The sequence below is a fragment of the Pseudoalteromonas sp. 1181_04 genome (assembly GCF_052850545.1).
Genome location: NZ_VXCS01000019.1, coordinates 19,092 through 34,460 on the forward strand (window position 1 = coordinate 19,092; position 15,369 = coordinate 34,460).

Consider the following 15,369-nt stretch of genomic DNA (forward strand, 5'->3'; position numbering starts at 1 on the left):
CCTAACTGATACCGCGTAAAGACGAATAATGAACATCAGCACTGTAAGATTACAATTGAGGCTCCTTGAACAAGACGATTGGGCGTTTTTTTTAGCTTTGCATGATGAGCCATGCGTTATTGAAAAATGTTTTGACAGGCCTTCTGATACGCAAATACGTAATAAGTTTATGCAGCGGTTGGCGCCGGGGCACCCTACAGCTAATAAGTCTTTGTGTTTGATGATCATTGAAATAAAAACAGGCAAAAAAGTGGGCGTTACAGGGCTTACAACATCCTCATCAAACACTCCCGAAGTTGGTTATCTGTTAATGCCTGAGTTTTATGGTCAAGGTTATGCAACTGAAGCACTACAAGCATTTTTAACATGGGCGACGACAGCGTTTAACATTCAACAATTTACTGCTGTGGTTACGAAAGGGAATGTAGGCTCAGAAAAAGTGTTGACTAAATGTGGCTTTAAGTTAGTTAGCGTTGAACCGTCAGCTTACGAAATTGGTGGGGTATTATTTGATGATCATCATTTTTTACTAACGTTTACTGAGTAAGGCTAAGTTGTACTGAACAAGTAGCTTGCGCAGTACAACATTAAAATTTTGACTTACATATGAATTTCAATCGCTTTGCGATCTTTTTCCGGCATATTGGCAACCACTAAGTTAAATGAATTATCAATCATACGTTCAATTTCACCTTGCGGGATTGAGCCATCTAAAATAACAGTATTCCATAACCGTTTATTCATATGATAGCCCGGGATCACTGAAGGAAAAATATCACGAAGTGATTGCGCTTCATCCGGGTCGCATTTTAAATTCATCCACCAAATAGGGTTGCCGTCTTCGTCAGTTTCCCCTTCGTTGCCAACCGATAAAGTGGCAAACATTTTATGGTTTACTTTATATACATCAACTTCTTGGCCGAAAGGTTTGGTAACCATAACCAGAGGTTTTTTTGCTAAATACTCATGTGCAGTGTGCTGATCCATGATCCAGTCCTTGAGGTCATTTTTGGTAGTTTAACCATAGCAGCTTTTTCGTAGTTTAGTCATGAAAAATCGATTAATAGGTAAAATTTATGAGTAAATACAGGCCCTACGAGAAAAATAGCGGTATGTGATATTTTCTTATTGAAGAAAATCCAGTTCGTGGTATGTTTCTGGGGATTTATAAATTATAGGAAATACACTGATGCCAAAGGCAAGTGAAGTTAAAAAAGGTACTGCGATTGAGTTTAATGGCCGCGTTTTAGTGGTTAAAGATATTGTTCGTTCTGTACCACAAGGCCGTGCTGGTGGAAGTTTGTACCGTATGCGCTTGTACGATGTAGTAACTGGTAGCAAAGTAGATGAAACATTCAAAGATAGCGACATGTTAAAACTAGCTGATTTAACTCGTCGTGAAGCAATGTTCTCGTATTTAGATGGCGAAGAATACGTATTTATGGATAACGAAGATTACACGCCATATAATCTTAATAAAGAAGCGATCAGCGAAGAAATTTTATTCGTCAACGAAGAAACCCAAGGCGTGCATGTCATTGTAATTGATGGCGCACCAGTGGGATTAGATTTACCATCAAGTGTTGAACTTGTGGTTGAAGAAACAGACCCTTCAATTAAAGGTGCTTCAGCGAGCGCTCGCTCTAAACCTGCACGATTATCAACTGGTTTGATCATTCAAGTGCCGGAGCATATTTCTACAGGTGACCGCATCCGTATTAATACCGCAGAGCATAAATTTATGGGCCGTGCTGAAAAATAATAATCTTTACGTCTTTTGCAGTATTAATCCATCAAACACCCAAGCTATTTAATTAATTTAAGTAGCTTGGGTGTTTTATGGACTTCGTAGGTATATTCTTTATTTAAAGCAGGGTGAGAAAAAACTCTTGAACTAAATTGAATAATCAATCCCCTCCACACTTAAATCCCCTCTATGTTTTGTTATTTTTACCGAGTTTATAAATACCTCAAAAGTAAACTAGAAATGTGTGAAATGGCTGAAGCGGTTAAGTCCAGCTACTTAATGTTTTTCATGATTAAACATTTTATACTAAAGGAATATTGAAAAATAACACAAAAACGCGCATTATAACGCGTCATTTCCTTGGTTGAATGTTACTTCTTTCGATACGTTCAACTTTATCTAATCATCAAATTTGTAGTAAATGTAATGCTAAACCATGGATTGGAAAATAGAGCGTTTGTTAAATTACCTGAAGGTGTGGATATAGCTATCACATCCGCTGGATTGGTTTCGCGCAGTTACGCCTACATCATCGATTTTATTCTTCGCACAATTTTGATAGCCATTATTGCTACTGTGCTTATGTTATTCGGCGATTTTGGGGAAGGTATTTTACTTGTCATATATTTTTTAATTTCATGGGGGTATAACATCTTTTATGAAGTTAAAAATGGCCAAACCCCAGGTAAAAAACGTCTAAAAATTCGTGTTGTTCAAGATAATGGCTTACCTCCAACCTTTTCACAAATTGTTGTAAGAAACTTAATTCGCCCCGCAGATATGCTGCCTGTTGGTTATTTTCTTGGGTTAATTGTTATGTGTTTTAATACCCGTTTCAAACGCATCGGTGATTGGGCTGCAGGAACTATCGTAGTTTACGAAGAAGACGCTATGAGTCGGGAGTTATTACCAGACGGGCCAGCTGAAGTACCTAGCATTGCGTTTAGTACCGAAGAGCAATTAGCTGTTTTAGACTTTACTGAGCGTGCCCATGAACTTTCTCCTGCAAGACGTCAAGAAATAGCAAATATTTTATCCAAGCCATTAAATATCGAAGAAAATGATAGTGTTGAAACATTATTTAATTACGCAAGGCATTTTGCTGGGCAGAATAATATCAACAGTGGTCGCTCCAATAGTGAGAGTAAGCAATGAAGCAAACTCAATTTGTAAATTTAAACAGCCAAATATGGCAACAATTTCAAGCATATTGCGAACTAAATAGTACTTTTCCTGAAGACTTTCCTAAATTATATCGAAAAATTTGCAACGATTTAGCCATCGCAAGAAGTAGGCAGTACAGTCCTTTACTAATTCAGCAGCTAAATCAGCTGGTACAACAGGGTCAAAAAACACTGTATTTATCCCGCAAAAACCAATTTTCAGAAATTTGGCAAATAGCCCGCACCGCTTTTCCTCGTGCTTTGTACGAAAATCGTTTCATGTTAGGCGCTAATTTGTTGGCATTTTGGGGGTTGGCGGTTATTGCTTTTATTTGGGTCACCCTTTATCCAGATGCCGTTTATACTTTTTTAGGTCAAAGTACGGTGCTTGAAATTGAAAAAATGTATAACCCAACTGGAGCTGTTCAAACAGAGACCCGTGCTCCTGACAAAGATATATTGATGTTTGGTGTCTATATATATAACAACATTGGTATTGCCTTTCAAATGTTTGCAGGGGGAGTTTTACTTTGTTTCGGTGCTGTATTCTTTTTGCTATTTAATAGTTTTTATTTCGGCGCCATTGGTGCGCATATTGTCAATGTTGGTTTTGAAAAAACATTTTTCTCGTTTGTTATTACTCACGGTTCGTTTGAATTAACAGCGATTATTATTGCCTCTGCAGCGGGATGTCAGATTGGCTACGCGTTATTAAACCCAAGCCAATTTACACGCAGTTATGCTATGAAAAAAGCGGCTCAAACAGCACTACCATTAATTGTTGGTGCTTTTGTTATGTTAGTTTTAGCTGCCTTTATTGAAGCATTTTGGTCGCCCCGTGCCATTGCTCATGAAATTAAATTCGTCGTAGGTACTGTTTGTTGGACATATGTAATTTATCGATTGTATAGAGGTATGCGCTATGGAACTTAATCGTCTTAGCTTTAATCCTCGAAAACGCGGCGCCTATGAAACGTTTGATTTGACGGTATTACTTACTAAACAACATTTTTTACCATTATTTAGTTTGTATATTTGTTTAGCTGTGCCAGTGTTCATCCTTGCCGGTGTATTGTTTGGTTGGTCATGGAGCGCCTTTATTGTATGGTTTTTTAAACCGTTATTTGAACGGCCAATTTTAGACTACATGTCAAAAGTAGTATTTAATCAACAGGCAACCATTTCGAGTAGTTTAAAATCAATCCTGAAGCTGCAAGCGGGTGACATATTCATCAATATGACGCTTTATCGACTGAGCCCTAACAGAGCTTTTTTAGCACCTGTAACACAGTTAGAAAGGCTAGATGGCCGTCGTAAAGAAATGCGAAAACAGGTGCTGTTTGCAACATCAAAGCCCAAACAAACGCTTTGGATGATGTTTTGCGTACATTTTGAGTTTATCTTAATGATCGGTATTTCTGCGATTATTTTTACCCTTATTCCAACGTCGTTGTCACTTGAAGAGCCATTGTATCAAATATTAGAAAGCCCTTTGTGGATGGAAATTGCATTTAATAGTGTGTATGTGATCAGTGTCGCTTTAGTCGCACCATTATTTGTCACCGGAGGTTTTATGGCCTACTTGCACCGCCGTATAGATTTAGAAGGCTGGGACATTGAGCTAACCTTCAAAAATATGCGGTCCAGATTAAATACTTTATTATCAAGTGCTTGCTTGTTTTTTGCTTGCTGTTTGTTTGCTGTGCCGAGTAAGTCAATGGCAGAGCCAATAGATAAGTTAATTATAAAAGAGCAAGTTTCTACACTTTATGCGCAGGATGATGTTATCGAAAAGAAAACCACTTGGGTACCAAATTTTGATTTAGAAAAGGACTCTTCAGCGGATGGTGATTATCGTTGGCTTGCTAATTTTTTCAAGAGCTTAGGCAATTTTCTTAGTTATTTTATTTGGTTGCTAATTGTTTTATTTGTGTTGTGGTTGGTGTATTTATTAGTTAAAAAGCGTGGCTTCTTCTTAGCACTAGAATTACCGAAAAGACAAAAAAATCAGCATCGAGAACATATAATCCCAACCATGTTTGCTGATATTAAACCGCAAGACTTACCTGAGGATTTAATTGCAGCTGCAAGGTCAGCATATCAGGAGAATAATCAGCGTCTAGCGCTTGCTTATTTACTGCATTTTTCGCTTCGCTGGGCGCAGAGCACTCATCAAGTAAAATTACACCGTTCGATGACCGAAACAGAGTGTAAATCAGCAATTGATGCAAAAGTCACTGAGCAAAGCAAAGATGTTTTTACTCAACTTTTTTCTGCTTGGGTAAAAGTGGCTTGGGGCCATCAATCACTTAATTTTGATTTTAACGTATTAATAGCACAAATAGAGGCTATGGCATCAGCAAACAAGGAGCAAATAAATGAAGCTTAAGTTTGTGGTGGTTTTTTTGTGCTGTGTGTTAGTTTTTTTTATTGGCTCAGCGTTGTTGTCAGCTGACTGGCAAAAAGAAGAGATTGAAATAGGTTTTCACTCCGAAGTTAGCAAAGATAATTTCACAATGGCGCAGAGATTATTAGCTGAACATGGGGTGCTATGGAAAAAAGAAAAGCAATTAGATAACAATAATCAACAACCACTTATTATTGATCACCGCAGTATGTTAATTGTCGATGAAGCGGCGCTTAGTAATTCGCACACACTTGATCAGCAATTGTCCCAATGGGTGAGTGAAGGTGGGCGTCTTGTTTATATATTAAATAAGCAAAGGGATGAACTTGGTTTAGACAATACTTTTACCTTTCAAGATCTTGGGATTAGTGTAAACACGAGTGAAGGGATTTTTGAAAATCATTTTGTGATGGTAAAAGAGGGGCAGAAAAATAGCGTGTTAACGCTCAATGAAAATACCCAACTGGATTTAGAATTGAGTCAGGCATTTGAAATTGAAAACTGCCCAGGTATAGCCACCAAAAATAGTGATGATCAAGTTATCATGTGTGATTTTAAATTTGGTGATGGCCGTATTATTGTGATGCCGTCTCTAGCTCCCTTTACAAACTATCAGTTGCGCCATTTAGATCATGGCAGTTTACTGGTTTGGTTGAGTCAGGGGGTTGATGTAATAACTTATGTTCCTTATTTAAGTTACCCTAATTGGTTTGCTAAGTTATGGCAATGGAGCTGGCAGTGGGTGATCTGTGTGATGCTATTGATGTTATTATTTATTTGGCATATTAGTAGTCGTATTGGTCGCGCTTATGCGCCTGATTTAATTTTAACCGTAGGCTTTAAACACCACATTCGAGCGATTGCTAATTTTTATATAAAGCACGGTTTTGAGCAACGCTTGTTTACTGCATTAAAAAAAGATTTTAACGCCAAAGTAGAAACTAGGATCCCTCACTTCAAATCACTAACCGAAGTTCGCCAAGCAGAGATAATCGCCAACTTAGTGCATTTTGATAAGCAACAGGTAGCTGAGCTTCTAAGTGTTGAATTGCCAGAATCTCAGCAACAACGAACAGAGTATATCAAACTATTTAAACAATTAAGGAATGCCCTATGAGCACCGAATTTGCAACAGGACAAATAAGCTTAACGGATGCGGCGCAAGCAGTTAAGCAAGTTAAGGATAATATCTCCCGTGTGTTAGTTGGACAAGATGCCATTATTGAAGATGTGTTAACTGTGTTATTTGCAGGAGGTCATGTATTACTTGAGGGAGTACCGGGCCTTGGCAAAACTTTACTTGTAAGAGCATTAGCGAAAAGCTTAAGTGTGTCGTTTTCACGAGTGCAATTTACACCCGATTTAATGCCATCTGATGTTGTAGGACACAGTATGTATGATATGAAGTCTGGCGATTTCAATATAAAAAAAGGCCCAGCATTTACCAATATTTTGCTTGCTGATGAAATCAACCGAGCACCTGCTAAAACTCAGTCAGCTTTATTGGAAGTAATGCAAGAACAACAAATTACCATTGATGGCGAAACCTTATCTATTGGCTCACCGTTTATGGTACTTGCAACGCAAAATCCGCTTGATCAAGAGGGGACTTATCCATTACCTGAAGCTGAGTTAGACCGTTTTATGATGAAAATTGAATTGGGTTTTCCATCATTAGAGGCCGAGGTTGAATTATTAAAGCTCAACACCAAAGTTGTTTCGAATGAGTCAGAAGTTAGCCAATTGCCGGCAGTATTAAGCGTCAGTAATATTGCTCAGATTAAGCAATTATGTGCTGACATTTTAGTAGATGAAAAGATTTATAATTATGCGGTGGAGTTAGTTCGTAGTTCGCGAACATGGCAAGGAGTATTACATGGTGCAGGACTACGAGCATCAATCAACATTATTAAAGCAGCAAAAGTAATGGCATTGATGAATGGCCGAGATTTTGTTACCCCTGATGACGTTAAGCTAGTGGTACCTAATATTTTACGCCACCGCTTGATACTTTCAGCCGATCTAGAGTTAGAAGGGGTGTCTTTTAATGAAGTGATTTCAGCAATACTAGCCAGTGTTGAAGCGCCTAGATCATGATCCGCACTAAGTTACGACCAGCAAAGCGTTTGTTGCAGCTGGTTTGCGCATTAGTTTTGCTGTTACCCATATTAATCTTTACTGAGACAGCGAGTTTATTAACTACAGTACTCATTGCTGGACTGCTTGTACTAGCGTTATTAGATTATTTGCCTACTCGCTTCAAACATAAATTAAGTATTGAGGTAAACACCAATCAAAACATGTCATTGGGACGTTGGCAACCAGTTAAACTAAGTATTAAAAATACCTCAGAGCAATTATTAATTACTGATATAAGTTTGCACCTAAGCAATGCGATTGAGCTATCTGAATTATATACCAGCGTAACTCTGGCAGAAAATGAGCAAGCCCGTTTACAATGGAGTATGTGCGCACATCAACGCGGAGATGCGCAATTGGCTGCCGTTGAGCTTAGAATTAGTTCACGGTTAAAGCTGTGGCAGGCAAATTGGATAATACCGCAAGATTTAGCGTTAAAAGTTTACCCAGATTTTAGTCGAGTAGCTCAAAATCAAGTGCTTAATGGGGTGACAAACACACCAATAAGTGGTTTAAAACTGACAAAAAAACGAGGTGATGGTATTGAATTCCATCAACTTAGGGAATACCGACAAGGTGACAGTATTAAACAGATAGACTGGCAGGCTACAAGTAAACGTCGCAAACTAATTTCTAAAGAGTACCAAGAAGAACAAAATCAGCATGTTGTTGTAATGCTTGATGCATCGAAGAAGATGAATATAGATACCATATCGGGTACTCACTTTGATCACGCATTAAATGCTTTGCTCTTACTTGCTCATACAGTACTCAAACAAGGGGATTGGTTTAGCATGCAAAGTTTTAATCATGATATTCGCTGGTTACCTAATGTTAAAGGTGCACAGAATGTATCGCGTGTGATGAATCATTTTTATGATCTGTACCCTGACCAAAGTAGCAGCGATTACCTTGTTGCAGCTAATCAATTAATCGCAAAAAGAAGTAAGCGTTCTTTAGTATTACTTGTTACGACATTTGATGATCAAAGCTTAGATGAGGTGCTTCCAGCTATAAAGTTATTGCAAAAGCATCACCTTGTTGCAGTTATTAACCTCTCTAATCATGCATTGACAGAAGTACTTGCAGAGCCAATAGAGAATTATGATGAAGCTATGACCTATTGTGCTGCATTAGATTTATTAAATACGCACAAAGCTAATATGGCAAGGCTTAAAAAAGAAGGCGTTATCGCAATTGATACACAACCACAAAAGTTGCTTCCTAATGTGCTAAATACATATTTGAATGTAAAGCACTCAGGAGTGCTTTAGAAACAGGTTGAGATGAAAAAGGCATTAAAATAATGCCTTTTTACTTTTTATTTCTGTTGATCAATTGCTTCGTTAATTTTGTATTGGAAGTAAATTATATTAAAGAAGAAGGTTAAAACGCCATTGAGCTTAACGGGTTCACTACTACCTTTATTGATTAGTTCTGAAATAGAAGAACGTAACGAAAAAATAAAGATTAATCCGACCACGATAGAAGCTAGCGAAATAATAATTGACAACACTGGTAGTACTTCGGTTATAGAGAGAATTAAATTCGCAACGTATAAAGCTAAATAACCATATATCAATCCTTGGCTAATTTGTTTAGTTGCTAATGCATTGGCTTTATTGGTTCTGCTTATTAGCCAATATACACCATAAATTCCAAAAGTAATGACGGCTAAAAAGAACACTCCCCAAGCCGAAAAACGATCAAAATTTAAAACAGGTTTATCTCCGCTTTCATTATTTTTGGTTAGGTTTGCTGCTGGTGCTTCGTATACATTTGAAGTATTTTCTGACATGATATCTCCTAGAAATATTTAATTATCCTTTAAATGTGTATTGCACACGCAAATACACGGGTAGATAATAGCAACAGTAATAGTTTTTGTATATCATTCTTGTTACTGAAAGAATTAAATATTCTGATTTTATTAGTGAAAATAAAGAACTAATTATTGTACATTACAGGTTAATTTTAAGCGGTATGGGTGTGGTGAATTTGCAATATTTATTGATCAGTGTTGTATCTATTGTCGTTATGTATGCACAGGCAATTAAAAAAGGTATGCCAGTTAAACGCTGGTTGCTGCTAGCAGGGTTGTTAGGCCCCGTTGCATGGTGCTTGTTTAACTTACATTATCGTCGTGCACTAGTGCGCTGTGTGGGTATACAAGCGTGCACATGGCGACCATAGGCTGTCATTTATGCCTGTTGTACTAAACTAAGTGCCGCTTGGTTTTGTTGTTTCTTCAAAAATTCTGTAAATTCAGCTCGCGATAAAGGTTTTGAATAGTAGTAGCCTTGCATCGTTTCGCAATTAAGCTCTTTTAAGATTGCAATTTGCTCTGCTTGCTCAACCCCTTCAGCCACCACATGTAAGTCTAAGTTATGTGCAATAGTAACTATTGAGTCAACCATATTACGGCCTCGCTCTGTTTGCATATCATCAATAAACGCTTTATCAACTTTTAGGGTATTAAGTGGAAACTGCTTTAAATATGCAAGTGATGAGTAGCCAGTGCCAAAGTCATCCATGGCTAAATGAATACCACGAGCACTGAGAGAGCGCATGATCGAAATAGCATCTTGTGGGTCGTCCATTACCGTACCTTCAGTAATTTCAAGTTCTAAAAAGTACGATGGCAAGGCGTGATTTTGTAAAATCACATCAATACGAGTAGTTAGATCCGGTAGGCTAAATTGTTTAGCAGACAAGTTTACCGCAACTCGGCCATTAAATAAGCCAGCATCCAGCCAGGCTTTAACATCACGGCATGCTTTATGAAGTACCACTTCACCAATTTCGATGATTTGCCCGGTTTCTTCTGCGATGGGAATGAACACGCCAGGACTAATAATGCCTTTTTTCGGAGTAATAAAACGCACCAAGGCTTCCATTCCAGTGAATTTACCGGTGCGGATATTCATTTTTGGTTGGTAGTAAACTTCAAAATGATCTTCTTTTAAACCAAATCGCATTAAGTTTTCAATTTGCAGGCGTTTTACTGCTTGGCGGTTCATGGTGTCGTTAAAGAATAAGTAGCTATTACCTTTCTTTTTCGCATGGTACATCGCAGTATCGGCATTTTTAAGCAGTAGTTCTGGGGTATTACCATCTTCTGGGAATAACACAATACCGACACTTGAAGTGATCACTAATTCGTGACCTGCCATTTTAAATGGCGTGGCAATGGCGGCTAAAAACTGTTTTGCCATTCTGGTAATGGTATGAATATCGTTAGTGCCAGACATAACTAAGGCAAATTCATCGCCACCTAAGCGGTAAAACACATCTTTTTCACGGGTGAGTTTACTCAACCGCATTGCTAGTTTTGCCAGTAAACTGTCGCCTAGTTGATGCCCTAATGAGTCATTAATTTTTTTAAAGTTATCTAAATCAAATACTAGTAATGCATGGTGGCTGTCTTGTTTTGCCAGCTTTTTAAGATCGGTAAAAAATAGATTTCGGTTAGGTAAGCCAGTTGTACGATCGCGATTTGATAAGTTATGTAGTTGTGATTCGGCTTTTTTACGCTCGGTTAAATCTGAATATACAATGACATAGTTACAAATTTGATTATGTTCATTCTTAATTTCATCGATTGAGATTTCAATCGGTAGTAGTTTTCGCTCACTGTTGCGCAGTTTAACTTCTTGTTGCCAATGGTCGGTAAGACGAACAGTATTTTTAATATCATCAATATAACTTTGCTCGTAACCTGGTAAGGTAAATGGCTTGTTTAAATAGTTATCTCGGTTCCCACCAAACTGCGATAAAAAGCTGGGATTAAGATCAACCAGGTTAAAGTTTTTATCGTAAATGGCTAATGCATCAGTGAGTGATTCAACACATTTAGCGAATAAGTTAAGGCGTGCCTCGGTTGATTTTAATTGCGTGATATCGCGTACCGTGCCAGTCATTCTTAGCGGGTTTAAATTGGTGTCTTTTTCAATGATCTTGCCTCTGTCGAGTACCCAATGCCAGCGATCAAAGCTGTCTTTAATGCGATAGCTGGCTTCAAAGAAAGCGGTTTGCTCCGCAAAGTGTTGCTTTAACAGTAATTCAACTTGCGCTATATCATTAGGGTGAATAAGGGCTTTATTAGGTGGAACATCAATGATGGTATTTCTATCCATCATGTATTTATCGTTAATGCGCAGTACTTCACCAGTTTTGATATTCCAATCCCAAAGTGTGTCACCACTGCCTTCAACCGTGCTTTTTAAACGCCGTTCAGAAATACATAATTGGCGTCGTGAGCGGCGTAATTTGTAGATTGTGAATAATAAGTAAGGCAGCACTAACGTAACAAATGCACTCGGTAAATAAAGCATTAAAGTTTGCTGATCGACTAATTGCTCGCTATAGCCCAATGGGCTAAAGCAGAGTAATAATGAGACGAATATGAATGTGTTGAATATTATTTTTATTATTATCATAGGGCACTTCTGTATTTTGCACTTGATAATCTAATTGAAGCACGGTGTTGTGTCAAAGAGAATGAGAAGAAATCAGCTTTTTTGTCGTTTTGTTTGTTTTAGGTACGCTTAGTAGCTCATATCTTGGTCTATGTTCTGCAAATGTCTCGCGAATATAAGTAACTATCTGCGCAAGACTAAGGTTTTCCAATGCTTCTAACAATTTTTGTTGCATATGAAAGTGATGATCTTGATTACCAATGGCAAGCCACAAGCGTTGTGAACGCAGCCGGAGGTTTTTATCTTTTTCGGCGATGTGGGTGGTTAAGCCATGTTTTTGTTGCTGCCATTGCTCTTCATTTAATTGCTCTAATGAAGCAAGGAATTGCTCAAGAAACGCATTATGACGCTCAAAAATCGCGGTTGCACTGTAGTTAGGTGACTGCACGTAGAAGGCGATGCCCGCACGAGTATTAAAGGGCGCATAACCTGCGCCCACTAGGTAGCCTAACTGTTGTTTGGTACGAAGTTCATTAAAGTAATCTTGATTAATAAGATGGTTTAGCGCCATCATTTTTACTTTTTCAACAACGTCATCGGTTTGTGCTTGGTAATAAATAACCATCGCATGATCGCTACAATTTAGGGTCAGTTGCGAGCGGGTTATTTTGTCTATTTCAAATAACGGACGGGTTAGATCTTCAATCGTAGCTGATTTAGCTAAGTGGTGAGCAATCTTTTTTTGAAACTCAATTGCATCACTTTCTCGCCAATTACCGTGCAAAAATGACTCTACATGCAAGGCATTAAAAAACTCGCGGCGAAAACAATTAAACTGATGAAAGCTGGTATCTTTAAGTGCCACAGCAAGCTGCTCTGGTTCTGGATTCCACGGCATTATTTTTGCACCCAGCACGCTAAATAATTCACCAACGGGTTTATTTTGATTGCTGTTACGCCAATGGCGGACTAACTGTTTTTTATACTCGGCAAAACGTTTAGCGCAAATATCGACGTTAAATAACGCTTGGAGTAATTCATCAACTAATTCTAATTGGCTCGATGAGAGTCCCGCAGTGTGCAGGGTTAAACCACCTTGATGTGAGGTTAAGTGATAACTTAAACCAGCTAACTCTGCCGGGTAAAATTGTTCTGCAACACTATCCATAAATAAGTCTGCAAATAGACGAGTAAGTGCCATGTGTTTGATATCTTTAACAGCAAAGTCAGAATCCATCGCCAAATAAAAGTGCCCCTTGGCAACTCGAAAAGTGTTGTCTTGTTTAAACCAAAAATCAAAGCCAGGTTCTTTTACTAATAGTTGTGGGTGATTTTGTGGCTGCTCAACGTCATACAATGACACTTCTTTGGTTAAATAAGGGTTTGCTGTAGGTAATAGCATTTCTGGTAGTGGAGTATTAATTTCGCACAGCGCTTCCAGCCAACAGCTAGAAATACTTTCGATCCGATAGGGCGTGTGATACCACTGAGTGGTATGCTCAGGTTCAACATCAGGATGGATCAACACCAAGCGCATATTATGCGGCGTTAACCATTGCATTGCAGTTTCATGAGCCGTTTGATTAAAACCATCCATGAGATAGTCACCTTGCACATAATTGGCTTCATCGTAGTGTTGCATGTTGATGCTTAAATTACTGACCCAATCGATTAAGCGGGCTTTTTCTTGGTTATCAAAGGCGATTTGTAATAGATTTTTTTTATCTTGATATAAGCGCGGTAATTTATCGATGTTTTGATTAATTAAACAAATATATTCAAACACCATTTCAACGATGTCTTCATAGTATTCAATTCCTTCATCGGTCAGTGCCATGCTGATATTAAAATCTTTAAAGTTGCTACCGTTAATGCCACCTCCAGCAGAGAGGGCATTGATCCAACCTTGCGCTTTTAAAATAGAGTAAAGCGACCCTTGCCCTTCATACCCTAATAAATGCGCAATAAAACTAACGGTTTTATGGCGATAAAAATCATCAATATTAGGCATCGCAAAACTTACTATGAGTTTTTGCATATGCTTATGCGGTTCTATATGCAGTACTTTGCAAAGATCTTGCGCGCGATAAAGTGATGCCTCAATGACGGGTTTTGGTTGCTGCTGACCTTTAATATCATTAAATAATGTAGTTACCCATTGCACCATAGTGTCAATTTCTGCATCAGCGCAGATCACTAGGCTCATCCACTGGGCTTGATAATGGGTGTTAAAAAAATCTCGCAATTCTTTGCTTACACAGCCATTACGATCCGCTAAGGTTTGCTGATTACCCACTGAAAATTTAGCAAATGGATGAGCAGGATTAACGGTTTCTTTGTGTGCTTGATAGATGCGTCGGCCATCGTCTTTTATTTTTAATTTAAATTCAGCATCAATGGCATTACGTTCTTTTTCAGTTTCGCCAGGGTTGAGAGAAGGTGCAATAAAAAACCGGCTAAATTGGCTCAGTGCTTGTGCAAACTCTTGATTGTTAATATCGAAGAAATAACACGTGTGCTCGGTGCCGGTCCATGCGTTGGTGTTGCCACCGGATTGGGAAACAAAATTACCAAACCCGCCGGATTCCGGAAATTGGTCTGTGCCTAAAAAAAGCATATGCTCTAAAAAGTGCGCGAGCCCTTGTCTATCAACAGGATCGTCAAAGTGACCAGCATTCACGGCCATCGATGCAGCGGCTTTAGTTGAATCTTTATCTTGCACTAACAGGACTTTTAGACCATTGTCCAGTGTGAGGGCACGGTATGTTCTGTTATCATTGCGGCTGATATTCAAATGATGCTCCTGAAACGTTAAGTTTACTCGTTAACAACAATGATAACTTCAGGGCTGCGATTAAATTGCTTGGCGATTTTTACCTGAATATCATAAGCGAAATGTGTGACGTTGTTTTAATATAGCGGACAAACAGGCAAACTGGCTACTGTTTTATATTCTTTAATCGGTTGATTTTTTATGAAAACAATCTTAATAATGCGCCACGGCGAAGCAACACCGATGCAAGCTGACGATGCAAGTAGAAATTTGACCTCGGTTGGCCAACAACAGGCCGAAAAAATGGGTTTATGGTTGCAAGCAACACATACCCCAACGGCATTGTTAGTAAGCCCTTACATTCGTGCTCAGCAAACAGCGGAAGGAGTAAAAAAGCATAACGCTTTTTTATTCGAAGAAACTTGCAGCGATATAATCCCTGAAGGCAATCCACAAATTGCCGCCGATTATCTAGAAACTCTCATCGCGATGCATCCACAATGCGATACCTGGTTGGTCGTAGCTCACATGCCAATAGTTAGTTATTTAGTTGACCAATTGAGTGCTGGGAATATGCCGATATTTAACACTGGAGCGGTTGCCGTATTGAGTTACGATGAAAGTCGCCATAAAAGCCAATACCTCAGTATTCATGCACCTAATAACGTAGCAGTTTAGCCTCATACCCAAACCTTGCGTTCCTTTTTAAATTTGCTAAATTA

At 38.5% G+C, this 15,369-nt stretch carries 14 protein-coding genes; 10 read left to right on the top strand and 4 right to left on the bottom strand.

Annotated elements, in window-relative coordinates:
• Nucleotides 1-28: 28 nt before the first annotated feature.
• Nucleotides 29-547 carry a GNAT family N-acetyltransferase gene (locus FW757_RS16060; protein ID WP_446441433.1) on the top strand — a complete coding sequence of 173 codons (519 nt, stop codon included), beginning with the start codon at nucleotides 29-31 and terminating at the stop codon, nucleotides 545-547.
• 53 nt (nucleotides 548-600) lie between these two features.
• Here the strand turns inward: FW757_RS16060 and FW757_RS16065 are convergent, their stop codons facing one another.
• A complete protein-coding gene (locus FW757_RS16065; protein ID WP_182718614.1) occupies nucleotides 601-987 on the bottom strand; it encodes an MmcQ/YjbR family DNA-binding protein in 387 nt (128 codons plus the stop codon).
• 202 nt (nucleotides 988-1,189) lie between these two features.
• Here FW757_RS16065 and efpL point away from each other — a divergent pair, with 202 nt between their 5' ends.
• The 7 genes from efpL to FW757_RS16100 all read left to right on the top strand — a co-directional run bounded on the left by efpL (nucleotide 1,190) and on the right by FW757_RS16100 (nucleotide 8,730).
• A complete protein-coding gene (gene efpL, locus FW757_RS16070) occupies nucleotides 1,190-1,762 on the top strand; it encodes an elongation factor P-like protein EfpL (RefSeq protein WP_145240366.1) in 573 nt (190 codons plus the stop codon).
• Between the two features lie 411 nt (nucleotides 1,763-2,173).
• On the top strand, nucleotides 2,174-2,902 hold the full coding sequence (locus FW757_RS16075; protein WP_182797953.1) for an RDD family protein: 729 nt from the start codon (nucleotides 2,174-2,176) through the stop codon (nucleotides 2,900-2,902).
• A 302-nt stretch (nucleotides 2,903-3,204) separates the two neighbouring features.
• Nucleotides 3,205-3,843, top strand: a complete 639-nt coding sequence (locus FW757_RS16080; protein WP_182761608.1) for a stage II sporulation protein M — start codon at nucleotides 3,205-3,207, stop codon at nucleotides 3,841-3,843.
• Nucleotides 3,833-5,299: a hypothetical protein gene (locus FW757_RS16085; protein WP_446441434.1), complete on the top strand. Its 1,467-nt coding sequence runs from the start codon at nucleotides 3,833-3,835 to the stop codon at nucleotides 5,297-5,299. The genes FW757_RS16080 and FW757_RS16085 overlap by 11 nt, the downstream gene beginning before the upstream one ends.
• Nucleotides 5,289-6,434, top strand: a complete 1,146-nt coding sequence (locus FW757_RS16090; RefSeq protein ID WP_149983035.1) for a hypothetical protein — start codon at nucleotides 5,289-5,291, stop codon at nucleotides 6,432-6,434. The genes FW757_RS16085 and FW757_RS16090 overlap by 11 nt, the downstream gene beginning before the upstream one ends.
• Complete coding sequence (locus tag FW757_RS16095; RefSeq protein ID WP_182761606.1) at nucleotides 6,431-7,414, top strand: AAA family ATPase; 984 nt, start codon at nucleotides 6,431-6,433, stop codon at nucleotides 7,412-7,414. The genes FW757_RS16090 and FW757_RS16095 overlap by 4 nt, the downstream gene beginning before the upstream one ends.
• The gene (locus tag FW757_RS16100; protein WP_182830642.1) at nucleotides 7,411-8,730 is read left to right on the top strand and encodes a DUF58 domain-containing protein; all 1,320 of its coding nucleotides are present in this window, start codon (nucleotides 7,411-7,413) and stop codon (nucleotides 8,728-8,730) included. The genes FW757_RS16095 and FW757_RS16100 overlap by 4 nt, the downstream gene beginning before the upstream one ends.
• Nucleotides 8,731-8,777: 47 nt before the next feature.
• On the opposite strand, the gene FW757_RS16105 is transcribed toward FW757_RS16100, so the two are convergent.
• On the bottom strand, nucleotides 8,778-9,254 hold the full coding sequence (locus FW757_RS16105) for a DUF4234 domain-containing protein (protein ID WP_182740100.1): 477 nt from the start codon (nucleotides 9,252-9,254) through the stop codon (nucleotides 8,778-8,780).
• An 86-nt stretch (nucleotides 9,255-9,340) separates the two neighbouring features.
• Between FW757_RS16105 and FW757_RS16110 the strand changes: the two genes are divergently transcribed.
• Nucleotides 9,341-9,649, top strand: a complete 309-nt coding sequence (locus tag FW757_RS16110; protein ID WP_182718636.1) for a hypothetical protein — start codon at nucleotides 9,341-9,343, stop codon at nucleotides 9,647-9,649.
• An 8-nt stretch (nucleotides 9,650-9,657) separates the two neighbouring features.
• Here FW757_RS16110 and FW757_RS16115 read toward each other — a convergent pair whose 3' ends face one another.
• Complete coding sequence (locus FW757_RS16115; RefSeq protein ID WP_257326390.1) at nucleotides 9,658-11,790, bottom strand: putative bifunctional diguanylate cyclase/phosphodiesterase; 2,133 nt, start codon at nucleotides 11,788-11,790, stop codon at nucleotides 9,658-9,660.
• A 157-nt stretch (nucleotides 11,791-11,947) separates the two neighbouring features.
• Complete coding sequence (locus tag FW757_RS16120; protein ID WP_182731359.1) at nucleotides 11,948-14,668, bottom strand: insulinase family protein; 2,721 nt, start codon at nucleotides 14,666-14,668, stop codon at nucleotides 11,948-11,950.
• Nucleotides 14,669-14,848: 180 nt separating this feature from the next.
• Here FW757_RS16120 and sixA point away from each other — a divergent pair, with 180 nt between their 5' ends.
• Nucleotides 14,849-15,325, top strand: a complete 477-nt coding sequence (sixA, locus tag FW757_RS16125) for a phosphohistidine phosphatase SixA (RefSeq protein ID WP_179959228.1) — start codon at nucleotides 14,849-14,851, stop codon at nucleotides 15,323-15,325.
• Nucleotides 15,326-15,369: the final 44 nt, after the last annotated feature.

Coding starts and splice junctions, on each gene's coding strand:
- FW757_RS16100 (WP_182830642.1), top strand. CDS start 7,411: ATGATCCGCACTAAGTTACGACCAGCAAAGCGTTTGTTGCAGCTGGTT.
- FW757_RS16075 (WP_182797953.1), top strand. CDS start 2,174: ATGCTAAACCATGGATTGGAAAATAGAGCGTTTGTTAAATTACCTGAA.
- FW757_RS16105 (WP_182740100.1), bottom strand. CDS start 9,254: ATGTCAGAAAATACTTCAAATGTATACGAAGCACCAGCAGCAAACCTA.
- FW757_RS16095 (WP_182761606.1), top strand. CDS start 6,431: ATGAGCACCGAATTTGCAACAGGACAAATAAGCTTAACGGATGCGGCG.
- FW757_RS16115 (WP_257326390.1), bottom strand. CDS start 11,790: ATGCTTTATTTACCGAGTGCATTTGTTACGTTAGTGCTGCCTTACTTA.
- sixA (WP_179959228.1), top strand. CDS start 14,849: ATGAAAACAATCTTAATAATGCGCCACGGCGAAGCAACACCGATGCAA.
- FW757_RS16085 (WP_446441434.1), top strand. CDS start 3,833: ATGGAACTTAATCGTCTTAGCTTTAATCCTCGAAAACGCGGCGCCTAT.
- efpL (WP_145240366.1), top strand. CDS start 1,190: ATGCCAAAGGCAAGTGAAGTTAAAAAAGGTACTGCGATTGAGTTTAAT.
- FW757_RS16060 (WP_446441433.1), top strand. CDS start 29: ATGAACATCAGCACTGTAAGATTACAATTGAGGCTCCTTGAACAAGAC.
- FW757_RS16090 (WP_149983035.1), top strand. CDS start 5,289: ATGAAGCTTAAGTTTGTGGTGGTTTTTTTGTGCTGTGTGTTAGTTTTT.
- FW757_RS16065 (WP_182718614.1), bottom strand. CDS start 987: ATGGATCAGCACACTGCACATGAGTATTTAGCAAAAAAACCTCTGGTT.